This window comes from Myxococcus sp. CA033, from assembly GCF_013336625.1.
Lineage (GTDB): Bacteria > Myxococcota > Myxococcia > Myxococcales > Myxococcaceae > Myxococcus > Myxococcus llanfairpwllgwyngyllgogerychwyrndrobwllllantysiliogogogochensis.
Map to the genome: position 1 here is coordinate 215,792 of NZ_JABUMU010000002.1, position 26,692 is coordinate 242,483.

General features: G+C 65.9%; 20 protein-coding genes. 14 read left to right on the forward strand and 6 right to left on the reverse strand.

Annotated features, from left to right (window positions below):
* Nucleotide 1 precedes the first annotated feature (1 nt).
* From HUA78_RS06900 to HUA78_RS06950, 11 genes are all read left to right on the forward strand, one after another.
* The gene (locus tag HUA78_RS06900; protein WP_174461015.1) at nt 2–193 is read left to right on the forward strand and encodes a hypothetical protein; all 192 of its coding nucleotides are present in this window, start codon (nt 2–4) and stop codon (nt 191–193) included.
* Between the two features lie 307 nt (nt 194–500).
* Nucleotides 501–1,232, forward strand: a complete 732-nt coding sequence (locus HUA78_RS06905; protein ID WP_174466189.1) for a class I SAM-dependent methyltransferase — start codon at nt 501–503, stop codon at nt 1,230–1,232.
* Between the two features lie 174 nt (nt 1,233–1,406).
* Nucleotides 1,407–1,841, forward strand: coding sequence for an SMI1/KNR4 family protein (locus HUA78_RS06910; protein WP_174475919.1), 435 nt, complete (start codon nt 1,407–1,409; stop codon nt 1,839–1,841).
* A 52-nt stretch (nt 1,842–1,893) separates the two neighbouring features.
* Entirely contained in the window at nt 1,894–2,325 is a 432-nt protein-coding gene (locus HUA78_RS06915) for a hypothetical protein (RefSeq protein WP_174466187.1), read from the forward strand.
* A gap of 32 nt (nt 2,326–2,357) precedes the next feature.
* The gene (locus HUA78_RS06920; protein ID WP_174475920.1) at nt 2,358–2,549 is read left to right on the forward strand and encodes a hypothetical protein; all 192 of its coding nucleotides are present in this window, start codon (nt 2,358–2,360) and stop codon (nt 2,547–2,549) included.
* Nucleotides 2,550–2,844: 295 nt separating this feature from the next.
* Nucleotides 2,845–3,381, forward strand: coding sequence for a hypothetical protein (locus HUA78_RS06925; RefSeq protein ID WP_174466186.1), 537 nt, complete (start codon nt 2,845–2,847; stop codon nt 3,379–3,381).
* A 59-nt stretch (nt 3,382–3,440) separates the two neighbouring features.
* Entirely contained in the window at nt 3,441–3,881 is a 441-nt protein-coding gene (locus tag HUA78_RS06930; protein ID WP_174466185.1) for a hypothetical protein, read from the forward strand.
* A gap of 522 nt (nt 3,882–4,403) precedes the next feature.
* The gene (locus HUA78_RS06935) at nt 4,404–6,002 is read left to right on the forward strand and encodes a putative metal-binding motif-containing protein (RefSeq protein ID WP_174466184.1); all 1,599 of its coding nucleotides are present in this window, start codon (nt 4,404–4,406) and stop codon (nt 6,000–6,002) included.
* Between the two features lie 189 nt (nt 6,003–6,191).
* Entirely contained in the window at nt 6,192–13,091 is a 6,900-nt protein-coding gene (locus tag HUA78_RS06940; protein ID WP_174466183.1) for an RHS repeat-associated core domain-containing protein, read from the forward strand.
* Nucleotides 13,088–13,375, forward strand: a complete 288-nt coding sequence (locus tag HUA78_RS06945) for a hypothetical protein (protein ID WP_174466182.1) — start codon at nt 13,088–13,090, stop codon at nt 13,373–13,375. Before HUA78_RS06940 ends, HUA78_RS06945 begins: the two co-directional genes overlap by 4 nt.
* A gap of 787 nt (nt 13,376–14,162) precedes the next feature.
* Entirely contained in the window at nt 14,163–14,453 is a 291-nt protein-coding gene (locus tag HUA78_RS06950; protein ID WP_174466181.1) for a hypothetical protein, read from the forward strand.
* 35 nt (nt 14,454–14,488) lie between these two features.
* Here the strand turns inward: HUA78_RS06950 and mscL are convergent, their stop codons facing one another.
* From mscL to HUA78_RS06975, 5 genes are all read right to left on the reverse strand, one after another.
* Nucleotides 14,489–14,896, reverse strand: coding sequence for a large conductance mechanosensitive channel protein MscL (mscL, locus tag HUA78_RS06955; RefSeq protein WP_174461007.1), 408 nt, complete (start codon nt 14,894–14,896; stop codon nt 14,489–14,491).
* Nucleotides 14,897–15,023: 127 nt separating this feature from the next.
* Complete coding sequence (locus HUA78_RS06960) at nt 15,024–16,100, reverse strand: radical SAM protein (protein WP_174475921.1); 1,077 nt, start codon at nt 16,098–16,100, stop codon at nt 15,024–15,026.
* Nucleotides 16,097–16,336 carry an anti-sigma factor gene (locus HUA78_RS06965; RefSeq protein ID WP_141640579.1) on the reverse strand — a complete coding sequence of 80 codons (240 nt, stop codon included), beginning with the start codon at nt 16,334–16,336 and terminating at the stop codon, nt 16,097–16,099. Before HUA78_RS06965 ends, HUA78_RS06960 begins: the two co-directional genes overlap by 4 nt.
* A gap of 69 nt (nt 16,337–16,405) precedes the next feature.
* A complete protein-coding gene (locus HUA78_RS06970; RefSeq protein ID WP_174475922.1) occupies nt 16,406–17,020 on the reverse strand; it encodes an RNA polymerase sigma factor in 615 nt (204 codons plus the stop codon).
* Nucleotides 17,021–17,055: 35 nt separating this feature from the next.
* Nucleotides 17,056–17,643: a DNA-3-methyladenine glycosylase gene (locus HUA78_RS06975; RefSeq protein ID WP_174454320.1), complete on the reverse strand. Its 588-nt coding sequence runs from the start codon at nt 17,641–17,643 to the stop codon at nt 17,056–17,058.
* Between the two features lie 139 nt (nt 17,644–17,782).
* On the opposite strand from HUA78_RS06975, the gene HUA78_RS06980 reads away from it, so the two are divergent.
* Complete coding sequence (locus tag HUA78_RS06980) at nt 17,783–19,333, forward strand: 4-alpha-glucanotransferase (protein ID WP_174475923.1); 1,551 nt, start codon at nt 17,783–17,785, stop codon at nt 19,331–19,333.
* A gap of 62 nt (nt 19,334–19,395) precedes the next feature.
* Here the strand turns inward: HUA78_RS06980 and HUA78_RS06985 are convergent, their stop codons facing one another.
* A complete protein-coding gene (locus HUA78_RS06985) occupies nt 19,396–19,704 on the reverse strand; it encodes a hypothetical protein (protein WP_141640550.1) in 309 nt (102 codons plus the stop codon).
* Between the two features lie 163 nt (nt 19,705–19,867).
* Here HUA78_RS06985 and HUA78_RS06990 point away from each other — a divergent pair, with 163 nt between their 5' ends.
* Nucleotides 19,868–21,997 (forward strand): outer membrane protein assembly factor, encoded by a 2,130-nt coding sequence (locus tag HUA78_RS06990; RefSeq protein WP_371745543.1) that lies wholly within the window; start codon nt 19,868–19,870, stop codon nt 21,995–21,997.
* Entirely contained in the window at nt 21,994–26,688 is a 4,695-nt protein-coding gene (locus HUA78_RS06995; RefSeq protein ID WP_174475925.1) for a translocation/assembly module TamB domain-containing protein, read from the forward strand. Before HUA78_RS06990 ends, HUA78_RS06995 begins: the two co-directional genes overlap by 4 nt.
* The last annotated feature ends 4 nt before the right edge of the window (nt 26,689–26,692 follow it).

Sequence of the window (26,692 nt, forward strand, 5' to 3'; positions counted from 1 at the left end):
CATGACCGAAAAGAACTTGAGAGAGTACCGAGCAATCATCCTGCTCGAGGGCCCCGCTCAGACTCAGCCGGGTCTGCAGGTCACCGTGATGGCAACTGACGGTGACGAAGCTTACACGCTTCTCGAGGAGAAGTATGGCGACGGCACCGTCTTCGACCTGCACAATGAAGAGGATGCGAGCACGATTCGATAACCCTGCCGGCTGAATGTTCGGCTTGGAGTAGCTGAGGCTGGGCTCGCGATCTTCCAGGTCGCGGGCCCTCCTCCTCGGGGTAGGCACAATGGGCATCCTCCCATGCCTTTCCCCGGTCGCCCCTCCGTGGGAAGACGTGAGCACTGGCGCCGATTCTGGGACGCAGCCAGCCCTGGATGAAGGCCACGAGCCCGCACCGTCCAGACAATCCGCCGATTCAGCCTGAATCCCCGCCCTACCGGACTGGCCTGCCGACGCGCATCCTCGAACAATCGCCCGCCTTCAGCGGGCCCATCGAGGACACGTCATGGCCCATGAACACCTCACTCACTCCGCCCACCACATCGTGCCGGGCTTCGGCGCCGACCGCGCCGCGCACTACGACACCCAGGCCGCCATCAACCTCGCCGGCGCCCAGGCCATGTATGAGCTCGGTGTCAGCGCGCTGACCGCACAGCTCGACGGGCAGGAGGCTGCCTCCCTGCTGTTCGTGGGCATGGGTACGGGCACGGAGCTGATGCCCTATCTGCGCTTCGATGTTCCCGGCTGGCGCTTCACCGGCGTGGACCCGTCCGAGGCCATGCTCGACGTCGCCCGTAAGCGCCTGGAGGCCGAGGGCCTGCTTTCTCGGACGCACCTTCACGTGGGTGAGCTGCGAACCCTGCCCCCCGGCCCACTCTTCGACGGCGCGCAGATGATGGGGGTGTTGCACCATGTGGAGGGTGAGGAAGCCCGCCTGGAGCTGCTGCGCGAAGTGACCCGGAGACTCAAGCCCGGCGCCCCCTTCGTCGTGGGTTGCCGCGTCGGCAATGATCCCGAGCTGACGAACGTGGAGTTCCGGCGGCTCCGGGCCCATGGAATCCCCTCCGAGGCGCTGGAGCATCGGCGCAAGCGCATGACGGAGATCCGCCCCATCGAGTCCGATGAGGCCATGTTCGCGATGCTCGCACGAACCTCACTGGTGGCTCCGCGCCCCATCTTCGTCTCCTTGCAGTTCAAGGTGTTCCTCACCCGCTTCGAGCCTGGAGGAATGCGCTGAAACCCTGTCAGCGACGCTCGTGAGCGAAGTGCAGGCGCGCATCGGGGGCCGCGCCTGTCGCGCCGTCGGGGTCGACCTCCACAGGGGTGGTGCCAGGACGAAGAACGCCCCTCCTCTGGATTCACGTGGGCGTATGCTGGTCGCAGGCTCAGGTCAGCCTCTGGGAGGAGTTCCTTGCATCCCACCAGCGCCATCGAGGCAGATGCCGTGGAACAGCCCATGCTGTTCCGCTGGAGGAAGCCCCTCACCGAAGACACTCTCCTCCGCTGGGCGAGGAGATACGGGAGTGTCCCCACGGACTTGCTGCGATTCTGGTCGTCGACGGGAGGAGGAGAGGCGTTCGAAACGGAGACGTTTCTTTCTCCCGTTGGCGATCCGGCGACTGGCGACGACATCGAAAGCGTCACTTCCAGCTATCGACAGGCCGGGCTTGCCCCCGGCTGGGTCGTCTTCCATGTCGGTCTTGGTCTCTCCGCCTTTCATCCTATCGACGGGCGCTTCGCATGGTTCGACCAGCGGACAGGTGAGCCGACTCAAGTCTTCAAATCTCTTGATGTCTGGTATCGAGGCACTCTTCGCCACGAGTACGCGGTCCGCTACGCGCTCTAGAAAGGCGATACTGGGAAGCACCTTCATGGCCGATGCCCGCCAAGAGAACCCCATGAGCCAAGAGACCCAGGATTCCATTCAGGGATTTGAATATGACTGGCTGGCCTGCGACCAGGACGGGTTCGTGGGCTTCTTCAGTACCGCTGGCGGAGGCTACGCGCCGGACGCGTTCCTCCAGGATGTCGACGCACACGACCAGGCGATTTCCGTCATCCGGTCCATGGCGCCGAGCACGGCGCCGGTACCCGAACCTGGCCAACTCTCCGAACCGGGAGACCCTTGGCAGCAGATGGCCGCGCGAGGGCTCTACGCCTTCGATTCGTCATTCCACGGCGGCCCCTATCGGCTCACCGCCGCACCCACGGCCCCCGTGCAACTCAGCGACCTCCCCGAGGCGGCGGCACGCGTCGCGGGCAAGCTCATCTACAAGGGCCTTCGCTTCTCGGAACTCAAGTCCATCAGCGAGGACCAGTTGCTATTGTGATGTCTGCCTCGCATCCTTCAAGTTGACACGACATGACCAAAACGAAATTGAAAGAGTACCGAGCAATCATCCAGCTCGGGGGCAGCGCTCAGACGGAGCCGGGTCTGCGGGTAACCGTGATGGCAACCGACGGTGACGAGGCCTTCATGCTTCTCGAGGAGAAGCATGGCAAGGGCACCGTCTTCGACCTGCACAATGAAGAGGAGGCGAACACGATTCGATAACCATGCCGGATGAAAGATCGGCTCGGGGGTAGCTGATATGGGCTCGCGGTCTTCCGGGGCGCGGGGCCTCCTCCTCCTCGTCGGGAAGGGCACAGGCCACGGTTCCAGATCAGGCTTGTGCCGATCCCAGAGTCAGGAGCAGCGAGGACCTGTTACGGGCCCGGCCCGGACAGCCACTCCCCCGACGGCCCGATGGCATCGCTGGGGTTTCGCCATTCAGCGTGTACCATCCGGAAGTCATCACGGCCAAACTAGGCCTCTTCAACTCGGCATGGCGCGCGTTCTGAGAGATTCCATGAGGACCCTTGAATTGGGCCGCTTCGGCCGCGCGCACGTCTGGCTCAGGGAATACCACTCGACTCCGATGGATGCATCAGGTGTGGTCAGCCGGGTGTTGTCCGCAGGGCCGACGGTGCCTCGGATCCACGCCGTCGGCATCGAAGCGCTCGTCCCTAGAGGCCCCTTCTCGGAGTATGGGCTCATCGGGCTGTCGGGGACCTTTGGAAAGGAGCATCCCGAGCTCCGTCTCGAGGTGCCATGGACCCAGGTCGAGGGTGCTGCTTGGGACGCGACGCTCGCGGGCTCTCCCGAATCGCCCAAGCTGGGGCTGCCCCAGGAATACACTCACGCTATCATGGAGGCGCTCGAAGTGGCGGCCATGGGGCGCCTCATCGGAGGTGCACTTGGCGTCCGTACGGCGGTCCATGCAGCGGTGGGCTCCAGCCCGAACTTCATGGCACGGCTCTCCCGCGCGGGTGTGGAGTTGATGCTTCGAGGGGACCTGACGGACGACGAACTGGGTGCGCTCCTCGAGCCGCTCCTGCTACGCTGACGGGAGCCGCGGGCACCCGAGAACGGCACGTGGCCTGACAAGTACATCCAGGTTCCGCCATGAACACCCCCAAGAGCCCCTGGCGACGACTCAAGGCGGAACTGGCAAGGGCTGGCAGCCTTCCTGAGCCAGTCGAGCGTGAGTTCACCTCGCTGAAGGCCGAGGGCTTCGACTTCGTGATGAGCATCGTCGAGCAACGTGACGGGTCAACTCGCCAACTTGTGAATGCGCTCGCGATGGCATTCACGATGCGGCATTGGGACCGGGTACGTCTTGCGAGAGCACTCCCCAGTCTCTGCACCCACGAAGAGTCAGGACTGAGGGAGACTGCGGTACGCATCCTGGTCATCCTGCTCAATCTGAACAGGCTCGCCCCCGGTGAACGAATCCCGCACGACGATGCGCGTTCGTGCGCGGCGCTCCTTCACGAGGCCCTTGCCTTGGGCGTCCAAGGGAACACAGAGGCTTTCGCACGCGAATACCTCGCACTGACTCCCTGACATAGGGGGCTCCCGTGACGGCTTGCGGGCATCGCGATGACCGTCATGAACAGCTCTCCCCAGACGAGCGACGCTGACCTTCGTGTGAGTTCGCGCCCACACCGAGCCACCGCCCAGGGCAAGCAAGGACTCCATCGTTACGAGCAATTGAGCGAGCCCCCTCGCCCCTCATCGTCCGTGCTCATTCCATCTCTCGAATAGGCTTCGTTACCCCTTCCAGCTTCGGGAGCCGCTGAGGACCCCGAAATCCTGGAAGGTCCACCCCAGGTCATCTCGGCCCCATCGCGCGGCCGATTCAGCCATCCCACGCAGGCTGGATGCAGGTCCCGTCTCGTGGACGGACTGCTCGCCTGCGACGTGGACAGGCTCCTCCAGGAGTCTTCGGCGCGTCCATTGCAGAACACGTGGACTCCGCGAACGCACCCGGCACCCGCTGAGCCACTCACCGGCAAGAGCCGGCCGGGCTCGGCCTACAGCCACCCGTCTCGCGAGACGACTTCTCGCAAGCCTTGAAAGCTCACCATGCCTCGACCCTCCTGTGCCGCTACGCGGCTGTGGCGCCTCCATGCCTATCGATTGGCACTGCTCGCCATCATCATCGCCCTTCCCACGCTCGCGGCGACACCGGCAGCCACAGCGCCCTTGCTGGATGCTGGAGCAGCCGTGGCCCCCATGGCCTGCAACGGCTGCGATCCGCCTCCGGACACCTGCGAACCAGAACGTTGTGACGGGCTCGACAATGACTGCGACGACCTCATCGACGAGGGAGTCCTCGTCACACTCTACCGAGATGCGGATGGGGACCGAAAAGGCGCCGGCCCCGGACGACAAGGCTGTCTTGCGCAGGGGTGGGTCACCAACAATAGTGATTGTGACGACAGCAATTCGTCCCTCTGGCAGTGGGTGCGGTACTACCGCGACGCGGATGGAGACGGATTCGGGGCTCCCGGCAACTGGAAGGATGCCTGTGGGATTCCCGCTGGCTACGTCACTGACGCGACCGACTGCAACGATGGCTCGGCATCCATCAAACCAGGTGCCTTCAAGTCCTGCGGCATTGGAGCCTGCGCCACCAGCGTCCCAGCCTGCGTCAACGGTGCCGAGGCAGCTTGCATCCCCAGGCCCGCGACGCAGGAAGTGTGCGACCAGGTCGACAACAACTGCAATGGGCAAGTGGATGACCTGCCACCTGTCTCCTGTGGTGTGGGCTTCTGCCGGCGAACAGTCGCTGCCTGCGCCGACCACTGCGAACTGGAGGAGTCACGCGACGGGAAGCCACCCATCGAGGTCTGCACCTGGGGAGCCAACACCTGCTGGCCGGGCACACCTCGAGCCGAAGTCTGCAACGGCGCGGACGACAACTGTAACGGCACAACGGACGAAGGCGTCCTGCTGACGCTCTATCGCGATGGGGACGGAGACGGTCATGGAGCAGGAGCCCCGACTGGAGCCAGTTGCAATGTACCCGCGGGAGCCTCCTCCAGCGGCCTGGATTGCAACGATGCGAACGCGGCGGTGCACCCAGGGGCCCTGAAACACTGTGGCGTGGGTGCCTGCGCAGCCAGCGTCCAGTCCTGCGTCAACGGGACTGAGCAGACCTGTACCCCGTTCCCGCCTGAGCCGGAGTCATGCGACCAGTTCGACAACGACTGCAACGGGCAGGTGGACGACGCTCCACCCAAGACCTGTGGCGTCGGTGCATGCATGCGCAGCGTTCCCGCCTGCGCCATGGCGTGCTGGTACGAGGAAGCCAGAGACGGAAAACCGCCAAGGGAAGTGTGCGAATGGGGGGACTACGGCGTCTGCACTCCAGGTCAACCTCGTCCCGAGGTCTGTGCCAACGACCTGGACGAAGATTGCAACGGCTGGCCCGACGACAACAGCAACACCTCCACATGGGTCCAGTTCTTCGCGGACCAGGACCATGATGGTCATGGGGCCAATTGGGAGTCCGAGAGCGCCTGTCGACAGCCCGCGAATACATCCCGCACTCCCGGGGACTGTGACGACACCCGGGCTGACATGAAACCAGGCACCGTTGAGGTCTGCGACGGCATCGACAACAACTGCTCGGGAGCACCGGATGAGTCCGGTGTCTGCGAACAGTCCCGCTGTCAGTAACTACTTCCTTTCGACATCGCCATGGCTGGCGCCGGGTGACGACATCCCGGTGCCGAGGCACGGCCACATCCACACCTTCATGAACGGCGACCCGACATGAGCCCAGACTCACGCCCCCCTCCTTCAAGCCTTCGCTTCCTGACGGCACACCTCACATTGCTTTTCTATGGAGCGCAGCTCATCAGTTGCATGCCAGGATCCGCCCCGCGCTCCGAAGCGGATGACACATCTCTCGTCCAGGTAAGCAAGGCTCTTGGTGCGCAGCAGACCATTCCATTCGAACTGCGCCCCGACACGATTCTTGACACAGGCCTCGGCAACGAAGAAGTGCCTGGAATCACCCCCTTCACGGCAGACGTGACCACGAGTGGGTCCGCCACCGTCTCGCTTCCGCTCTGGGCCCCACGTGGACGAGCGGGTATCCAGCCTTCGCTCTCAATTGTCTATGACAGCCAGGGAAGTGATGGGCTTCTGGGTCCCGGGTTCAACCTCGCGGGGTTGTCACAGATTGACCTGTGCCCCAATTCTTTCGCGAGAGACGGCAAGCTTCAAGCCATCGACTTCTTCCCGGGCGGGGGGCTGGACGTCGTTGACCGCTACAGCCCTGCGTATTGTTTGGATGGCGCCCGGCTCGCCGGCGCAGACCATCTTGCACTCAAGACGGAGCAGGACACCTACTCATCCATCCGGGTTGTCGCCAGGGATGGCGTTGAGCCAGCGACGTTCGAGGTTCGAGGTCGTGATGGCCTCATCCGGACGTACGGGCGCGTTTCGATGGGTCCTGGGAGCCAGCGCGACGATGCACTCATTCGGGGCAAGTACGAGCGATTCGACCAGGGGCCTGGAGGGAGCATTCAAGTCGGCTGGACTGAACCGGTGAGCATCGCTTGGGCGCTCGCCGCCGTCGAGGACCGCTTCGGCAACCGGATGGACGTGTTCTACGAGCAGGCCGCGCTCGGCGCCGCCTCAGGCGCCTGGCATCGCCCCATGCGCATCACCTACACCCAATTCCGCAACGCATCTGGCTCCATCGAACCGGGGCAGCGAGAGGTCACCTTCCACTATGAACTCCGACCTGATGTCTTCACCGGCTACCTGGCGGGCGTCAAGGTCGGACGCGACTTCCGGCTATCTCGGGTCGACATGAAGGCCCCTGGCCTCGCACCGGGCGCCAGCAACCTGTCCACTGTGCTGTTGCGCTCGTACAAGCTGAAGTATCGCATGGGGTCCATCAGCAAGCGAAGCCTCCTCACGGAGTTTCAAGAGTGCGACGGTAAAGACATCTGCAAAACGCCCGTGCGCTTCGACTGGGAGCAGGGCTCGTGGGACTTCCAGTACTCGCAGGCTCAGAACGTCAGCGATGCCGCTGCAGGCGCGGGCCTGAATGCCTTTGGACTGGGCGCTGGACGTCAGGGCCTCGCGTACTTTGTCCGGTCAGACAAGATGAATGAGGGTGACGGTATCTGGGGCGACCCCGCTTCCGGGATGACCACCGACTTCAAGGTGCAACTCTGGCAGGACACCATGCGGCTATTACAGTTCCCGGACGCGGAGTCACCCTCGCTCGTGACCTCCGACGTGACGGGCGGCTCCATCTGGTATCCTTACTTCAACATCGAAGGAACCATCTGGCTCGATGACCTCTGGGACTTCTTCTTCGGGGGCCGCGATCCAGGTGACTTCTGTGGGAAGCGCCATGAGCGCAACTTGTATCCTATTGTGACGGATTGGGACGGCTTTGGTCGCTCCACCGTCACGCCACTCTCTTGTGAGTGGAGTCGCTCGGATTTTGGAGAATACCCTGCCCCCAAGTATGGCCATGCCCGTGCCGGAGACCCCGAGATGCAAATCAGTGGCTCGGAGCCGAACTCCCAGTACTGGGTCGACGTCGATGGAGATGCTCGCAACGAGCGCGTGTGGATGGGGCAGCACGAAATCGACCTGACGGGAGACTCCGACAGCATTGTTCCAGGCAAGCGCCGCGTGGTCGTCAATAAGACGGCCCGAGGCAGGACGACCGAGAGGTCCCCGGTGGGCTATTTTCAGCAATCCAGCACCGGCATGCGCGTCGTCGACCTGGATGGAAGCGGAAAGATGAGCCTGTTGGGCAAAGGCCCTGGTGAAAGCGCATTCCTTGACGCACTTGTCTATCGAGAAAAAGCAACGAGCACGTCAGATGTCGCTGCACTGAAATCAATCAAGACCACCATACGGGCCGTTCCAGAGTTGCCTCCTGGCTCGGGGGTGATCTTCAATTCGTTCCATCTCGTGGACATCAATGGGGATGGTTTGCAGGACGCCGTAACCCTGCACCAAATGGGTCCCCTTTCCGAGCCCTTGAAACTCCGAGTGCAGCTCAATACGGGCGCGGGGTTCACGGAGATCCATGAGACCAGCGTGAACGGCGACTTCGCAAGTCGCCTGTATTTCGCCAAAACGGAACACGGTGATTTTGATGGCGACGGGCGGGTCGACATCGCGATTTTCAGGCCCGGCAGCCCGATTCGGCTCTTGCTCGCGGGGACTCAAGGCGAGTTCAACCGCTACGAGGACCTTTCTCTTCCCAGCGGGGACAACAAGGAGTGGGCCCAGGTCATCGACACCAACAACGATGGCCTGCTCGACTTCACGTATCGCCAGGGGAACGAGCTGCGCGTCGCGCGTCGCATCAAGGCGACCGACGTGCTCAAGAAAGTGCATGGGAACATCCAGGTCGCCAGCTACCAGGGCTACTCGGGCCTGAGCTACTCCTTCGAGTACGCACCGCTCTCCCAGAGCAACCCACACGGGGCCATCACGCCGAGCGAGCCTTTCTACGCCAAGAGCTACACGGAGACGCCGGCGAAGCCGTGGCTTCGCCTGGCACCAGAGACGATGCGCGTCGTGTCACGACTGGCGCTCAACTCCAATGAGCAACGGGTGCAGAGCTGGCGCCACCTCTATCGGGACGGCCTCTCAGACACTCGCGGCCTGGGCTGGTTGGGATTTGGGCAGCGAGTGGTCATCGACGAGGTGACGGGGACTCGCACCACCACGACCTACGACAACAGAACGACGCTCGAGGGCTCGAACCGTCATGCGAAGGCGCCGCTGGCACACTTGCCCAAGGAGGAGACCGTCGACGTGCCGACGGACGCGAACACCCGCATCCAGACGCAGCGCCAGTGGTTCTATACCCGCACGCCAGAGGCGCATGCCTCGACGTACCAGCAGTACGCCAGCCGCATCGTCGAGACGGTTCGCGAAATCAAGAACGGCTCCGCGACGGTGGTCTCCGAGTCAGAGACACGCACTTCGTTGGACAGCTACGGCACCCCGCTCTCTCAGACCACACTCATCCACGGCGCCGCGACGACCGATCAGGTGAAGACGGTCACCGTGCCGACCTTCAACACCACCACCTGGCTGCCCCAGGGCACCTGGACCGTCACCACGTCCTGGATGTCCTGCGCCAGGGCTCCCGTGGTCGGCTGCACGGGACAGCCCGATGCCGGCAACGTTCGCATGCAGCAGGTAACCTACGACTCGCACGGGCAGGTCGAAAGCGCCGAGAATGAGCCGTCGCTCGTCGGCGAGGCCGTGACGCCCACCACCTCGGAGACGTATCTCAAGACGCGCTTCATCCGAAACACCAAGGGCCTCGTCGAACATGTGTCTCAGCAAGGCAGCGGCGTCACCCGCACCGAGTCGGTAACGTACGACAGCCTCGACCAAACGCAGCTCTCCACCACCACGGACGCCGAGGGCGCCACCTGGCGTTACCTCTTTCATCCGGGCCTCGGGGTTCTTGCACAGACAGCCGACCCCAATGATGTCCACGTGCGCTTCCAGTACGACGGCTTCGGCCGCCAGCGCATCGTCACGCCGATGTACCAGGGACCCTCCGTGGCACCCGCGAACAAGTCCATCGTCGAGACGCACTACGAATGGAACGGGACTCTGCCGCAGCACCGGACCCAGGTGGCCACGAGCGCCTACGTGAAGGATGAGACCATCACCCGCTTCGACGCGATGGGACGTCAGGTGACGACCCAGTCCGCGCGCTTCGACGGTCAGACGGTGACCTCCACCGTCACCTACGATGTCCTCGGGCGCGTGGTGAAGCGGGAGATGCCCCGAACAAGCAGCGAGCAGGCCACGTGGGAAGGCTACGAGTACGACGCACTCAACCGCGTCGCTGCTCGCCGCTTCGGCGATGGCACCACGGGTCTCACTGGCAAGCTCATCGAGAGCTTCAGCTACTCCGCACCCGCGCCCTACTCCTCGCAGGCAATGGCCACGGACGCACTCGGCCAGGTGAAGAAGACGCTCGTCGACTTCCGTGGGCTCATGACCCAGGCCACCGAGGCCGTGGGAACCTCCAAGGAAGCGACCATGACGTATTCCTACGGCCCCTTCGGCCGCCTGGACTTCATGGTCGACCCGGCTGGCAATCGTAACTCTCTCTTCTACGACACCAAGGGTCGCCTGGAGCACACCGTCGACCCCAACGCGGGGACTCGCTTCTTCCTCTACAACGCCTTCGGCGAACTCAAGAGCCAGTCCGACGCAGCCGCCGGCGCGGCCGGACGCATCACCACCACCCACCAGCGCGACCTCCTCGGTCGCGTCCTCTCCTCCACCAATCAGAAGGAGAGCCTGGAATATGTGTACGACAACGGGCCAGGTGCCATGCGCCGCCTGACGCGCGCGACCCGTACCCCTGTCGGCAATCCCAGTGGGGTCGTCATCACGGACTACATCTTTGACTCCTTCGGTCGCGAGACGGACCTCGCGCAGCGCGTGGGCGGCGAGACACTCGTGATGAGCCGGCAGTACGACGACTACGGCCGAATGAGACGCCTCACCTATCCCGTGGCGATCAATGGCGCGCTCTTCTCAATCAACCGCTCGTATGAGGACCGAGGGGACCTCTCGAGCATCTACCGGAGCAACTCCATCACCAATTACTGGCGGGCTTACGAGCAGGACAGCATGGGCCGGCTCAAGACAGCCCATTATGGCAACGGTGTCGCACGCGTCTTCCGCTATGACACCCAGGGCCGACTGCGCTTCACGGAGGCAAGGCGCGGCGGCAACAACGTCCAGCGGCTCGCCTACGAGTACACCGAGAACGACAATCTCTCGGCGCGTCACGACCTCGAGCTCGGTGTCACCCAGAAGTACACCTACGACGCGCTCGACCGACTCGAGCGCTGGAAGGTTCAGCAGAACTGCCAGAACCTCGACGTCCAGTTCCAGTACGACAAGCTCGGCAACATGCTCAGCCGCACTCCCGTCGCCGGCTCAGAGCCCTCCGCCACGCTTGACTACACATCAGGCACGACAGGTGGCCCTCACGCTGTCAAACAAGCCCAGCTCGGCGCCGAGTCCTTCACCTACGAGTACGACCACCGCGGCAACCAGATTGCTTCGCGAAATGCCCAGGGAGCCCTGGTTCGCGCGACGCAGTACACCTCCTTCAACCTCCCCGAGAGCGTTACCTCGTCGAGTGGCACCGTCCGTTTCGACTACGACGCCTCGGGCACCCGTGTCCGCAAGCGTTCCGCGGATGACCTGGAGGAGACCGTCTATCTCGGTGGCCTGTACCAGCGTCGCAGAAAGGGACTAACCACTACCCACATCCTCAGCATCCCCAGTCCCGAGGGCGTCATCGCCGAGGTCTCCTGGGATGATGGCTCCTCCACGGAGTCCACGCGCTACTTCCTCAATGACCCGCAGGGCAGCCCCGACACCGTCACCGACGCCTCTGGCACCGTACTCGAGCGCATCAAGTACGAGCCCTTCGGAGCCAGGAGGCAGGCGAACAATCTGGCTCAGGCCTTCACCTTAGGCCACGCTGGCGCGCGTCGCGGATTCACAGGGCATGAGCATGACGACGAGTTGGGCCTCATCAACATGCGTGGGCGTGTCTATGACCCACGGCTGATGAAGTTCCTCAGCGTGGACCCGGTCATTGCCCAGCCGGGCTCGGCGCAGGCGCACAACGCCTACTCCTACGTGCTGAACAATCCCACGCGATACACGGACCCGAGTGGCTTCTCACCCTACGTGGGAGGACTGGTGAGCAGATGGGACGGCGGCTGGACAGGGGCACCGCAGGCAGCCCAAAGCATGATGATGAGCGCGCTGGATCGGCACATGTCCGCGCCAGGGCCCTCCCTATACCTGCCCAGCGTCGACTTCAAGGTGCCCAGTGTCGAGTCCCTCGACGACGCGAAGACCCAGCCCGATGCGCACCACACGAACGACATCGGGCAGAGTTCCGGCTCGTCCAAGTCAGCCCTGACGTCCCTGCTGACCAAGGCCTCTGAGACCTTTAACGAAAGCTCGGAGATGATCCCCTGTGGACCACATCTGGGATGCCACGCAAGCAAAGCCATTGCTGGTTCGCAACTCGACAGCATGCTTAATGCCTCTGCGGTATACGACCGCTACTCGCCAGTTAGCAAGCTCGCGGCAGGCAGCCTTGCCATCAACGAGTTCATCCCGTTTGTGACAGCCGGAGAGAGCGTCCTGGAGGCCAAGTCTGCGTGCGGGAGTGGCGCTGTCGGCGGCTGCATCATCGGGACTGGGAAGGCGGCCTTCTACACACTCGCCTCTGGTGCCAGTATTCTATCCGCCTTCGAAACCGGAGGAGGAGTTGTATCCTCCCTTAGGAGCACTAGTGGCGCCGTTGCGAAGGCGATGAAGTCCGCAAAGGGACTATCGCTCAATAGCTCAAATCTTGCGATGGGGGTCGAACGCGCCTCGCCCAAGCTGATATCTAGCATTCGGCAGCAGGGCAGGACGGTCGCATTTGCCACCCCCGGGAGCGAAGAGCTACGCTACCTTGACTACATTGGCGCCGAGGCGAACGTCGGAGGGCCGGACCTCACGCACATCCTTCTGCGCGAGAACCCTAGTAAAGCCGCCGTTCTCGAAGAGTTCCTCCATGGGACGCAGTGGCGGCTCGGAATCATCGAGCGCCTTGGCGTCCAAAGAGCTGAGACCCATGTTAAGAGCTTCATGATACGGCATCAGGGAATGCTCGGTCTAAGTGGACCGGATGTAGCCGCATTGCGGCAGTTGATGGAGGCTGGATTATGAAGACTCCTCGGGAGATTTCTCCATTCACGCTGAGTGTCGAAGATCTCTTCGTGCTCGGCACCGGCGTGACGGTGTTTGTGGGGCAATTGCAAGCGGGGACGCCACCCGCGCTGGCTCCATGTCAGGCCGAACTGTTTATTGATGGGCGCTCAAAAGGCGTTATTCAACTTGAATCCGAGCGAATGCCTGGAAGAGGAAGGCCAGAACTGCGCGCCGTAGAAACGAGAACTCCGCTCGACGCCGATGAAATCAGAGGGCGCGCATGCCTTTTGGTGCATCGATGAGCATTTTCAAGCTTGTTTTTAGGAGCCGTTAGTTCGGACGAATCATACACCTGAATAAGATCTTCCTGCCTCGCAGGTTGGCCCTAGTTGCAGGTTCAACATGCGGGGCAGTTGTTTGAGCTAACTCTACCTACTGACTTCGCGCGGTGGCGCTCACCATTTTTGTTTGGATTTCCATCAACACCTCAATGTCCAAGTTCCGCTAAGCCAGCAACTTCTTCAACCGGGCGTTCTCCGCCTCCGGTTGCTTCAGCCGCTTCGTGTCGTTGGCGTTCATGCACCGCAGCACTTGCGCCATGCCTAGACCGTCGACTCACTCATTCCATGCATCTTCGTGGTCTCCGACACGGATCACCGCTCCGCCTCGCGGAGAGTCGCGACCATCTGCTCTTGGCTGAACCGCCTGGTCTTCACACTACCTGCCTCCGTGGTGGCCGGCGACGTCATCCTCTCAAGTTTCTGGTGGTCCGGAAACCGTAGAGCATGTAACCCCTTCCACCGCATCCTGGGAACGCCCACCGTGCCGCCATCCACTCCACGTCGCCGAGGCAACAGCAAGAAGAGTACGTCCTCGGCCTCTCCTCGGCGCAATCCCTCACACCTGCCCGATGTCCTGAACCACGTCAGAAAGTTTCCGAAGATGTATCTCGCACACCCAAGTGCTGACGCCTGCGCCAACTTCGTTCATGGATTCGACGCTGCGTGGGGTGGTGGGCTCCTTTTCGGATTTCGTGAGTGGCTCATCGTCAAGGTCGACAGTGGGTCCAACTTCGGTTGGTCATGGCTCGTGGTTCTCCTGGCACGCAAATCAGGTCACCCGAAGTTCGACCCCACGGAAGAGAAGCCCGAGAACGTCGCCTTCCTGCTCGACACCCTCGAGACCTTCCTCGCCGAGCGGAAGACCATGGACGGCCCCAGGACCCTCTTCCTTCGCTTCGACGACTGGCTCAGAAAGCAGGAGTGGTACGACTCCGATTCCCCCGGGTGGGTGCCTCGACAGTCAGACCTCGCCAAGAAGCCACGAAGCGCCAAGGCAAGCCGAGGCCGCTCCAAGATGCCCAACCGCCAGGCTCCGTGAAGCCGGTCGTTTGGTGTGAAGCACCCGCCACTACTTCACACCGTCACCAGCACCGACGTACAAGCCCGGCACCGCCGAGCCTCCAACGGAATCGTCTCACGGCACTCCGGGCACACCTTCGTCGTGGCCGGCGCGGGCTCACCCTTCTTCCCGCGCTTCGCCCATGCCTGCCCCACCTTCGCCACCACGATGAACAGCACCGACGCGATGATGAGGAAGTCGAGCACCGCGCCCAGCAGGTGTCCCAGCCGTAGATTCAGTGACGTCGCCGTCGCATTGCGCCAGTCACCTCCAGGCAGCACCGCGCCGACCACTGGCATCACCAGGTCCGCCACCACCGCGGTCACAATGGCGGAGAACGCGTTCCCCATCACCACCGCCACCGCCAGGTCCACCACGTTGCCCTTCAGGGCGAACTGCTTGAACTCCGAGAGCAGGGACACGGGTACGCGCCTCCGTCACCGGATGGCCTGCTCCCTGAATGCCTTGGCACCAGCCGGAGGGCCCCGGAAACCCACGCACCCTACCCGCCCCACCCCGCACCCTCGGCTCGCCCGACAGGGCCGATTGTCACGTGGTGGTCGAAGTCGACTCGGACACGGGCGCCGGCATCACCGTGCCCCCGTACTGCGTCGCCGCCAACGTGCCGCACGCCGCCCCAATCTCCTTGCCCCCTGAATACCGCCGCGCCACCGGCGCCTTCAGGATCTGCAAGTAATCACGGAACGCGCTCAGCTCCTCCGCCGTGGGCGGCTCGTACTTCCCCGTCGGGTCCGTCACGTCGATGAGGTCCACCTTGATGGGAATCCCCTCGAAGGCCACCTTCAACGCCTCCGCGTCCTCCCGCTCCAGGTTGAACCCGCGAATCGCCACATAGGCAATCATCGCCCGCTCGCGCCGCACCTGGCTGTACTCGCGAATCGCCTCAATCAACTCCGGCAACGGATGCGTCTTCTCAATCGGAAGCACCTTCATCCGCTTCTCCGGAATCGCGCTCGTCACCGAGAAGGCCAGCCGGTACGGATGCCCCTCCCGCGTGTAGCGCCGAATCGCCGGCACATGCCCCGCCGTGGAGAAGGTGATGGACTGCCCCGAAATCGAGAAGCCCGCCGGATTCGACAGGATGCCCGCCGCTCGCAACGTCTCCTTGTAGTTGAGCAGCGGCTCCCCCATCCCCATGAACACCACACCCCGCACCGGCCGGTCCGCCTCCGCCCTCACCTGAAGCACCTGGTCCAGAATCTCCCAGGTCTGGAGGTTCCGTTTGAAACCCAACTTCCCCGTCATGCAGAAGTCGCACGCCAGCGCGCAGCCCACCTGGCTGGACACGCAGACGACGTACTTCTCATCGAAGATGGGAATCCGGACGGCCTCAATCCGCCCGCCCAGGGGCGAGTCGAAGAGGTACTTCACGAAGCCGTCATCCGCCCGGCGCCGCTCCACCACCTGGAGGCTGGGCATCTCGGCGTGAGCCTTCAGATGGTCGGCCACCCGCCGGGGGACCTGCGGCGAGCGCGCCACTTCCTCCACCGAGCCGAGCCCGTGGGCGAAGACGGCGGCGAACACCTTGCGGACCGCGGTGGGGGACGGGGAGAAGGGCGCGAGCGCCTCCGCCAGCTCCGGCAGCGACAGTTGCTTCAGGTTCACGAGGCGGACTTGATTTTGGTGCGAAGGAACTCCGTCAGCTTGGAGCTGACCTCCTTCGGCATCCTCGCCGCCAGCGCGCGCTTGCACAGACTGGGCGTCGCCCGGTACGTGTTCAAGAACTCCTCACAGGGCGAGCACCCCGACAGGTGCTCCTGGAGGTGGCGCGACTCCTCGGGCGACATCTCGCCCTCGAGGTATTCCAGCAGGAGGTTGATTGAGTCTTTACAGGTGTACATCCGAACCTCGGCTGGCTGCGGCACGCCCTCGTCCTCGCTTCGGAAGATGCGGAGCCCCCCAGTTGCGTTTCACGGCCCGCGATTGTCCCGGTTGTAGAAGGCGTCAATCGCCTCCCGAAGCGCGAGACGAGCCCGGTGCAGGCGGCTCTTGATGGCGGGAATGGAATCTCCCGTCACCTCTGCAATCTGTTCGTAACTGAGGCCGTCCACGTCTTTCAAGAGGAAGACCTCACGATACCCCTCGGGCAGCCTGTCCGCCGATTGCCGGATGGCCTGCCCCAACTCGGCGTCCAGCGCCTTCTCCTCGGCGTCCCGGCTCCAGTCGGACACCGGGTAGTCCGCGAGCGTACCCCGGGGGGTGAATTCCGGCCCCTGGAGCTCCGCCTCGGCGGCCTGCGTCACCCGGCGGTGGCGCAGGCGCATCAGCGCATGGTTGGCCGCTATCCGGTGCACCCACGAGCCGAAGGCCGCATCCCCGCGAAAATCCTTGAGATGTTGGTAGGCCGACAGGAAGGTGTCCTGGGTGATTTCGGCGGCGTCCGCCTCCGAGCGGGTCATCCGCAGGGCGAGACCGTACACCTTGTCCTGGTGGGACTCCACCAGGGCCTCGAAGGCGGACATGTCCCCATCCTGCGCGCGGGCGAGGAGCTGGCGATCATCTTCCGTGGCGACCTCGTCAGGCATGGCGGGGCGCACCCAACCAGCCGGAAGCGCCTTCGTCAAGGCCGGTTACGAGCCCTCGTCGCCGGCCGCTTGCTGACGTGTTGACTGTCCCGGACCCAGAGCCGGAAGGGCTCCTGGGCCCACGCCCCCGCGTAGTCCACGCCGATGCGCGGCCCGCGCTCCACCCGCGCCTCGGCCACGTCCACCCCCGGCAGCAGGTGCAGCCCGGGGGAGGCCAGGTCCATCCGGTTGTGCGTCAAGGTCAACCCCAGGGCCTTGCACAGCTTGCCGGGCCCGTCCGTGCGCGCCCCGACCTCCAGGCCCTCCACCGGCTCCACCGCGCGCACCAGCACCGCCGCCCCCACCCCGGGCGCGTCGGTGACGACGTTGAAGCAGTGGTGCATGCCGTAGATGAGGTACATGTACGCCCGCCCCGGGGGCCCGAACATCACCTCCGTGCGCGGGGTGAGCCCCTTGGCCGCGTGACAGGCCAGGTCGTGTTCACCGATGTACGCCTCCGTCTCCACGATGCGCCCCACCCGACGAAGTCCGGTGGCGTCTCGCACCACGAGGAGGGTCCCGAGCAGCTCCCGCGCCACCACCAGGGCCGGCCGCGCATAGAAGGAAGGGGGCAAGACAGTCACGCTCACCCCAGGATTGTACCGGCCAACAGACGGGTGCGCCGGGGAAGGTGAATCCGTCCTCCAGCGAAAACCCGCCGCGCATTTCCTGTCACGGGACCAGTTCACTCCGGGGCAGGGGTGGTGCAGATTGCGCCGCACCATGTCCACCCCCGGCCGGCTCTCCGGTCTCCTGCTTCCGCTGTTCTCACTCCGCGCCCCGACGGATTTCGGCATCGGCGACTTCGGCGCGCTGGATGGCCTGTTCTCCTGGATGAAGGTCGCGCGCCAGCGTCTCCTGATGCTGCTGCCGCTGCTGCCCACCGCGCCCGGAGACTCCAGCCCCTACGCCACCCGCTCGGCCTTCGGACTCAACCCGCTCTTCATCGACCTGCACGCCCTTCCGGAGTTCATCACCTCCGGCGGCGAGGGCGCGTTCTCCGAGGAGCAGCGCCGGCAGCTGGCCGAGGCCCGCTCCGCGCCCCGCGTCCGCTACGACCTGGTCTTCCCCCTCAAGGACGCCGCCTTCGCGCGCGCCTTCGACACCTTCGAGGAGCAGCACCAGTCCCGCCAGTCCGAGCGCGCCCGCGCCTTCCACCAGTGGCGCGAGGCCCAGGCGGACTGGCTGGAGACCTACGCCCTCTTCACCGCCATCAGCGAGCAGGAGCAGCGCCGCGCGTGGTGGGAGTGGCCGGAGGGCCTGCGCACGCGCCAGCCCGAGGCCCTGCGCGCGAAGGCCACCGAGCTGGAGCGCCGGGTGCGCTACCACGCCTGGCTCCAGTGGGTGGCCGAGCAGCAGTGGGACGCGGCGCGCGCCAGGGCCAAGGCCCAGGACGTGCTCCTGTGCGGCGACGAGCCCTTCATCATCGGCCAGGACAGCGCGGACTGCTGGGCCAACCCCACCATCCTCCGCCGCGACGCGCGGCTGGGCGTGCCGCCGGACGACTTCTCCGCCACCGGCCAGGACTGGGGCCTGCCCTACTTCGACTTCGTCGCCATGCAGAAGGACGACTACGCCTGGCTGAAGGCGCGCGCGAAGAAGGCGGCCAGCTACTACGACTTGCGCCGCGTGGACCACGCGGTGGGCTACTTCCGTCAGTGGATTCGCGACGAGAAGACGCCCACCGGACGCTTCACGCCGCCGGACGAGGAGAGCCACAAGCGGCTGGGCCGCAAGCACTTCGAGCTGCTCTCGGAGGGCGCGGGCATCGTCGCCGAGGACCTGGGCGTGATTCCTCCCTTCGTCCGCCACATCCTCGCGGAGCTGAAGCTGCCCGGCTACCGGGTGATGCGCTGGGAGCGCGACGACAGCGTCTACCGCGACCCGCACCAGTTCCCCTCCGTGTCCCTCGTCACGACAGGCACCCATGACACCGACACGATGGCCGAGTGGTGGGAGGGCGCCCGCGACGACGAGCGACAGGCCGCGGCGCGCGCCTGGCCGGAGCTCAAGGGCGTGACGGTGACGCGCGAGTTCACCCCGGAGGTACACCGGGGCCTGCTGGCCTCGGCGCTCAACGCGAGCAGTGACTTGTGCGTGCTGCCCTGGCAGGACGTGCTCGGCACGCGGGACCGCATCAACCTGCCGGGCTCCATGAGCGACTCGAACTGGGCGTACCGCATCGCCCAGGACGTGGGCGCGCTGATGTCGGATTCGACCACGCGGGAAGCGGCCGAGAAGCTGGCCTGGCTCACCGCGTCCGCCCGGCGCTGAAGGCCGGACTCCGCTCGCCCGGGGCTGTCCTCCCGGGCGCGGCTCCACTCAACTCGCGCCGCTTACTTGATGCACTTCACCTGACCGGGGAAGCCATCGAAGATGGCGCAGCGGCGGTTGGTGTTGGCGCACTCCAGCCGTTCGCACACGTCCTCGGTGATGCAGATGGGCGGCGAGCGACCGAATTCCAGGAAGACCTCTGCGCAGAACTCGTTGAGCTGGTCGCAGCCGAACGAGCCGCAGTACTCGGCGTCGGCGAGGCTCTCGCCCTCCTTCACGCGCACGACCTCGTCGTCATCCACGCCGCAGGCGGTGGCGAGCGCCGACACCACGCAGAACACCAAGACTCTGATTCGCCGGGACAGGAGCATGGCCCCCAATCTGGCGCACCTTGGCGCGGCTTGCACGTCTCCGTGTGTATCCAGCAAGGACCAGCCGACAGGAACCGCCGACGAGACGTTGGAATGCGACAAAGGGATGGGGGCGTCCGACAGGAGACGCGTCAGGCGCTTGCCTTCCGGGTATGAACAGTCCGTGGCCGTTGACCTGCTCCGACTCCTTCGCCTCGCCACTGTCGCCGCGCTCCTGAGCGTCGCGGCGTGCGCCACCACGTCCACCCCGCCCCCGGGGCCCAAGGTCTCCCGGCTGGAAATCGAGGGCACGAAGCAGGTGAAACAGGGGGACATCAAGGACCGCATCCTCACCTCGGAGACCCCGTGGTGGGCGTTCTGGCCCTTCGGCAGCCCTCACTACTTCGACCCCAATGCGTGGCAGGCGGACCTGCGCCGCATCGAGCGCTACTACCAGGCCCAGGGCTTCTACCAGGCGGAGGTGGTGGACAGCGCGGTGAAGCCCAAGGGCAAGAACGAGGTGGAGCTGCAGGTGCAGGTGAGCGAGGGCGAGCCCACGCGCATCAGCGAAATCCGGGTGGAGGGCCTCCAGACGCTGCCGGAGGAGCACCGCAAGGAACACCACGAGCGGGTGAAGTCCGAGCTGCCCCTCAAGGAAGGCGACATCTTCCGCGAGGCGCCCTGGGAGGAGGCCAAGGCCCGGGTCCAGGAGCAGCTGCGCGAGCTGGGGTACGCGGAAGCCGAGGTGTCGGGCGAGGTGCAGGTGGACGTGGACACCCGGAAGGCCCGGGTGCGGTTGAATGTGAAGCCGGGGCTGCGCTACCGCTTCGGCAACACGTTCGTCGCGACAGACGCCAATCCCCAGGTGCCGCCGCGCCGCATCATCGAGCAGGTGCAGGGCTCGCTGAAGAAGGGGGACTGGTACAGCGAGACGGCGCTGGCGGAGGCCCAGGCCCGCGTGTTCCGCATGGGCGTGTTCGGCGCGGTGAAGGTGAACCGCGGGGCGCCAGACCGGGAGTCAGCCACGGTGCCCGTCGTGGTGGACGTGCGCGAGGCGCCATTCCGCTCGGTGCGACTGGGCGGCGGCATCGGCGTGGACGCGGCCCGCCAGGAAGCGCGCGTGCTGGGTGAGTGGACCAATCGCAACTTCCTGGGCGGTCTGCGCCGCGTCACCGTGCGAGGCCGCGCCGGCTACGCGTTCATCCCCCACGTCCTGTCACCGTCGAAGCAGGGCCCCGTCTTCGAGATAACGGGAGAGTACGAGCAGCCGCGCTTCCTCTTCCGGGATTTGCGCCAGCAGACGTCCCTGACGCTGGAGAAGGGCCTGGAGCAGGCCTACGACTTCTATGGCGGCAGGTTGCAGACGGGCGTCATCTGGCAGCCGCACCGCAACTTCTCCGTCTTCCCCTCCTACAACCTCCAAATCTATCGGCTGTCGGGTCGGGTGAGCGCGGACTCGCGCGTGCCGCCCGTCGTGCTGGGCTGCGGCGAGGACACCATCCAGTGTGACGTGGCGCTGAGCTTCCTGGAGGTGGCCTTCGCGTGGGACCGGCGGGATGACCCGGTGGAGCCTCGGGATGGCTACTACCTGAGCCTGTCCGTGCAGAAGGGCGGCAGCATCTTCTTCGGCGACTTCAACTACATCCGCCTGCTGCCGGACCTGCGCTTCTACCACTCGTTCGACGAGGACAAGCGCGTGGTGCTGGCGGCGAAGCTGCGGATGGGCACGCTCAACCCCGCGGGTGGCTCACAGAGCTCCATCGTCACGCGCTTCTTCTCCGGTGGCGCCACCTCCATGCGCGGCTTCAACGGCCAGCGCCTGTCGCCCCTGGCGGCGCTGGCCAAGGAGGAGGACACCGACGGAGACGGAGTGCCGGAGACGACACAGACGGAGGAGTGGGAGACCGTGCCGGTGGGAGGCAACAGCCTCTTCGAGACGACGGTGGAGCTGCGCTACCAGATTTCCACCAGCATCGTGCTCGCGGCGTTCTGGGACACGGGGCTGGTGGGCGTGGAGGGCTTCGACTCGCGCGACTCGCCGCGACTGTTCGGTCCCGACCACTACCACGCGGTGGGCGTGGGCCTGCGCTACCTCACGGTGGTGGGCCCGGTGCGCCTGGACATCGCGCGCCGACTGAATCTGGGCCAGGGATTGCCCGTCGCCACCCCGGGGTACATCTATCCGACTTCTGGAGGCTGCTTCGGCATTGGCAGCAAGTGGAAGCCCGACGGCCCCACGTCTCGCGGGGCCACCTTCGCGGGAGCGCCTGACGGTCAGTGCGCGCTGCACCTGTCGATTGGAGAGGCGTTTTGAGAGGGCGACGCTGGGCACGACGACTGCTGTGGGGCCTGCTCGGCGTCGTGTGCCTGGGAGTGGTCGCCGTGCTGGGCGTGCTCCTCTGGGCGACGTCGTCTCCGGGTGAGGGCTGGCTCATCCGCAAGGGCCTCCATCTGGCCAATGAGCAGTTCTCCGGTCGGCTGGAAGTCGGCGGGCTGGACCTGGCACCACCGGGCGCCGTCCTCACGGACGTGAAGCTGTATGACCCGGAGGGTGAGCTGGTGGCGGAAATCGCGCGCGTCGAGGCGCGTGTGCGCCTGGGCGGCCTCATCCACCAGCAGGTGGACCTCACGGACGTGCGCGTGGAGAAGCCGCGCCTCTATCTGGCCCAGGACGAGCGCGGGTTGAACCTCGCCCGGGCCATCGCGCCTCGCGTGCCCAAGCCCGAGGAGCCGCCCTCTCCGCGCGGCAAGCTGCGGGTGGAGCTGCACGAGTTGGAGCTCGAGGACGGCTACGTCGACTTCAGGCAGGAGCTGGAAGAAGGCGGCGAGCGACACGTGCGCCTGGAGGACTTCGACGCGAAGGCGTCCGGCCACTACGCGGCGGCGACGCAGGGCTTCGGCGCGACGCTGGAGTCCACCGGCGCGCTCGCGTTGCCCACCAAGGGGCCCCTGCGGCTGGCCTTGAAGGGCGGCGGCGAAGAGGGCGCGCTGAACGCCGACGTGGACCTGGACCTCGCGGGGCTGCTGCTGGACGCGAGCGCCACCGCGCGACTTCCTCCCGAGACTCCGCCCGGCCTGCCCCCGGGCACCCTGAAGGCGGACGTGGACGTGCGGCGCCTCACCGTGCCGCCGGAGCTGACGCGCGGCGTGCTGCCCACCTGGCCGCTGCTGGTACCGGTGAACCTCGCGGGCAAGGCGGGCATCGACGGCGAGCTGGCTCAGGTGGACCTCCAGGGGACGGCCGCGGACGCGAAGCTGGACGTGAAGGGCGACCTGGACCTGGAGCGGATGCGCTCCACCGGCGTCTCCGTGAAGGCGCGCGACGTGGACCTGTCCGCGCTGGTGAAGGAAGGGCCGAAGACGAGCCTCTCCGCGGACCTGTCCGCGAAGGGCGGCGGCACCAGCATGGAGACCCTCGACGGCGAGGTGGACCTCACCGTGTCGCCCTCGCGCTTCCGGGGTCAGCCGCTGGGGCCCGTGGAGCTGCATGCCCGCGCGAAGGACGGCCGCTACACGCTGTCGCGCCTGCTGGTGCTGGTGCCAGGCGCGTCGCTCCAGGCCAAGGGCGAAGGCACCACCGAGGCGATTCGCGTGGACGGCGGCCTGACGGCGGGCAACCTCGCCATGCTGTCGGACGCGCTGACCCGGCTGCTGCCTGGCACCGTGCCTCCGCTGTCCGGCAGCGGCACGCTGGAGTTCCGCGTGGAAGGGCCCGTGCGCGCGCCGGGCGTCGTCACCCACGGCAACTTCACCTCGCTCTCCTATGGGGACTTCGCGGTGAGGAACCTCACGCTCCAGGCCGAGGTGCCGGACATCACCCGCCCCCTCACCACGGACGCCACGCTGGTGATGGGTGAGCTGCGTTCGGGCGAGCGCTCCTTCCAGGACGTGTCCGCCACCATCACCACGCATGAGCGTCACCTGGAGGTCAGCGTGAAGGCCCTGGGGGGCGCGACGCTCGGCCTGGCGCTGAACGGGCTGGTGGATGAGGACAACCAGGGATTGGAAGTCCAGGCGCTGGTGCTCTCGTGGCCGGAGGCCACCTGGAAGCTCCAGGCCCCCACGCACGTGGGCTTCGGCGGCGGACGCATGGAGGTGGAGCCCGCGCTGAAGCTCGCGTCGGGGGCGCAGTCGCTGGCGGTGCGCGGCTCGCTCGCCAACGAGCAACTGACGGCGCGCGTGGACCTGGAGGCGGTGGACCTCACGCTGCTGCCCCGCATCGTCATCCCGGAGTCGCTGGGGCTGGGCGGCACGGTGTCGGGCTTCGTCACCGCGAAGGGCAGGCTGCCCCGGCCGGACGCGGAGACGAAGCTGCGCTGGCAGGACGGACGGGTGAGCGGCTACGAGAACCTCCAGGTGGCGCTCGACGGGCGCTACGTGAAGGACCGCGCCACGGGCACGCTGTCGGCGGGGCTGCCGGTGGCGAAGGTCGTCGCGGACTTCGACGTGCCGGTGCAGGGCGTGCTGAAGCGGCGCAAGGACGCGCTCTCCCTCAAGGTCGACCTGGATGACCTGGACCTCGCCGGGGTGATGAAGCTCCTCGGACGCACGGAGCCGGTGAGCGGCATGGTGGCCGGAGAGCTGCGCATCGACGGCACCGCGCGCGAGCCCCGGCTGGACTTCGTGCTGCGCGGACAGAAGCTGAACTACGCCGCGCCGCCTCCGGGCTTCGCGCTGAAGCAGCCGCTGGATTTCGAACTGCGCGCGGCATCGGACCGCGAGGACGCCACCCTGGACGCGCGCCTGGACGTGCGGGGGCTGGGCACCCAGACGTACGTGGTGCTGCACACGCCCTTCACCCTGGGCGGGATGCTGGCACGTCCCCCCACGGCGGACGACCTCCTCTCGGCCTCGGTGGACCTGGAGGCCCGCGTCGCGGACCTGTCCCTGGCGCAGTTCGAGGGCGTCAATGGTCTGCAGAAGCCCGCGGGCACCGTGTCCGCACAGCTGTTCCTCTCCGGCTCCGCGCTGGTGCCGCAGGCGCGCCTGAGCGTGAAGGCCGTGGGCCTCACCGCGTACGGCCTGCCTCCGGTGAACGGACAACTGGGCGTGGTGGGCGATGACCAGGACGTGAAGGTGACTCTGGCGGCGCAGCGGGACGAGGGGCCGCTGGCGCAGCTCGACGTGACGCTGGACGCTCCGCTGGGCGCGCTCCAGGACCAGGAGGTCTACGGACACATTCCCTTCCAGCTCAAGGGCCGCCTGGGCCCGGTGGCCCTCCAGCACCTGCCCGGCGTGGCGAAGGCCCGCGCGACGGGCGCCGCCGCGCAGAAGGCGAGCGCCGCGTCCAAGGGCATCCAGGGCGAGCTGTCGGTGGAGCTGGCCGCGCGCGGCACGCTGGACACGCCTCGCATGGAGCTCACCGCCGGCGTGCAGAAGCTGGGCATGGGCGAGCTGGCCTTGGGACAGGCGCGCCTGCACTACGGCTACCAGAACGCTCGCTCCGCCTTCGACGTGCTCCTCACCGCGCCGGCGGGCGGCACCTTGATGGTGGAAGGGGGCCTGGAGCTGGACGTGTCCCTGCCCGCGATTCAGCGCGGCCTCGACACCTCCCGCGCGCCGCTGGACGTGACGCTCAAGGCGCGCGACTTCGACCCCTCCTTCCTCTCCGGCGCGGTGGAGATGCTGCGCAGTGTGGGCGGGCTGATTCAGGCGGACGCGAAGCTGGCGGGCACTCCGGCCGTGCCCACGTTCCAGGGTTCGCTTTCGTGGAAGGACGGCAAGCTCGGGCTGATGGGCCTGGGCGAGTACCGCGAAATCCAGCTCGCGCTGGAGGCCAGTCGCGAGGAACTGGCCATCAACACGCTGTCCGCCAAGGCCGGAGGCGGCACGCTGTGGCTCGACGCGCCGCTGACGGCCACTCGCACCCAGAATGGCGAGTACGAGCTGAACAGCCCCGCGGGGAAACCCTACCCGCTGATGGCTCGCGACTTCCCCATCGTCTTCGACGACCAGCTCATCGCCGTGCTGAGCATGCGCGCGAAGGTCGAGGGCACGCTGTCCGAGCGGCTCGTCAACCTGCGCAACGTCTCCATCCCCGAGGCCACCATCGAGCTGCCGGAAGTCAAACGCAAGGACCTCCAGGACCTGGAGCGTCCCAGTGACGTGGTGCTGGTGCGCAACGGCACGCCCATTGAGCGGCGCAAGCGCAGGCAACAGCAGCAGCCCTCACCGGGCGCGCCCGAGACGAACCAGCAGCCCTCCACCGAGCCTCCTCCCGTGGCCGACTCCGCGGAGGACCTGGAGTCGGGCGAGACGCCACCCGGGCGCGCGTACTGGGTGAACGTGAATGCGCCGCGCAACATCTGGGTGAAGGGCTCTGACGTCAACGTGGAGCTGGGGCTGTCGGAGGACTTCCGCGTCGAATACACCGACGTGGCGCGCCTCTTCGGACAGGTGCGCGTGCTGCGCGGACGGGTGGACGTGCTGGGCCGGCGCTTCGACGTGCAGCGCGACAGCATCGTGAGCTTCACCGGGCCGCCCACCGTCCCGTACATCAACGTCACCGCCGAGCACCGCAACGACAGCGCCAACATCACGGTGTTCGTCACCATTCGAGGCCAGGGCCGGGACATCACCCTGAAGCCCACCAGCGAGCCGCCGCTGCCCGAGTCCGAAATCTACACGCTGCTCGCCACCGGCCGCCGCACGCTGGAGCGCGGCTCCGGCGCGTCGATGACGGCCAGCGCCCAGGCCGCTTCCGTGGTGGGCTCGCTCGTCGCCAACGAGGCGCGCAAGGCCCTGGCCGCGAAGCTGCCGCTGGACGTGATTTCGATTGAAGCCGGCGGCGCGGGCATCGCCGGCACCAAGCTGGAGGTGGGCACCTACGTCACCGACAAAATCTACGTCGGCTACACCGGACGCGTGGGTGCCAACATCCAGCAGGGAGAGAACTCCAACGCGGTCCGGTTCGAATACCAGTTCGGACCGCGCTGGAGTCTGGAGGGCCAGTACGGCGATGCGCGCTCGGGTGGCCTGGACCTCATCTGGACCAACGAGTACTGACGCC

Bases quoted from the DNA above. Each gene is read 5' to 3' on its own strand.
- HUA78_RS06900 (WP_174461015.1), top strand. From the start codon at position 2: ATGACCGAAAAGAACTTGAGAGAGTACCGAGCAATCATCCTGCTCGAG.
- HUA78_RS06905 (WP_174466189.1), top strand. From the start codon at position 501: ATGGCCCATGAACACCTCACTCACTCCGCCCACCACATCGTGCCGGGC.
- HUA78_RS06915 (WP_174466187.1), top strand. From the start codon at position 1,894: ATGAGCCAAGAGACCCAGGATTCCATTCAGGGATTTGAATATGACTGG.
- HUA78_RS06920 (WP_174475920.1), top strand. From the start codon at position 2,358: ATGACCAAAACGAAATTGAAAGAGTACCGAGCAATCATCCAGCTCGGG.
- HUA78_RS06925 (WP_174466186.1), top strand. From the start codon at position 2,845: ATGAGGACCCTTGAATTGGGCCGCTTCGGCCGCGCGCACGTCTGGCTC.
- HUA78_RS06930 (WP_174466185.1), top strand. From the start codon at position 3,441: ATGAACACCCCCAAGAGCCCCTGGCGACGACTCAAGGCGGAACTGGCA.
- HUA78_RS06935 (WP_174466184.1), top strand. From the start codon at position 4,404: ATGCCTCGACCCTCCTGTGCCGCTACGCGGCTGTGGCGCCTCCATGCC.
- HUA78_RS06940 (WP_174466183.1), top strand. From the start codon at position 6,192: ATGCCAGGATCCGCCCCGCGCTCCGAAGCGGATGACACATCTCTCGTC.
- HUA78_RS06945 (WP_174466182.1), top strand. From the start codon at position 13,088: ATGAAGACTCCTCGGGAGATTTCTCCATTCACGCTGAGTGTCGAAGAT.
- HUA78_RS06965 (WP_141640579.1), bottom strand. From the start codon at position 16,336: ATGTACACCTGTAAAGACTCAATCAACCTCCTGCTGGAATACCTCGAG.
- HUA78_RS06970 (WP_174475922.1), bottom strand. From the start codon at position 17,020: ATGCCTGACGAGGTCGCCACGGAAGATGATCGCCAGCTCCTCGCCCGC.
- HUA78_RS06980 (WP_174475923.1), top strand. From the start codon at position 17,783: ATGTCCACCCCCGGCCGGCTCTCCGGTCTCCTGCTTCCGCTGTTCTCA.
- HUA78_RS06985 (WP_141640550.1), bottom strand. From the start codon at position 19,704: ATGCTCCTGTCCCGGCGAATCAGAGTCTTGGTGTTCTGCGTGGTGTCG.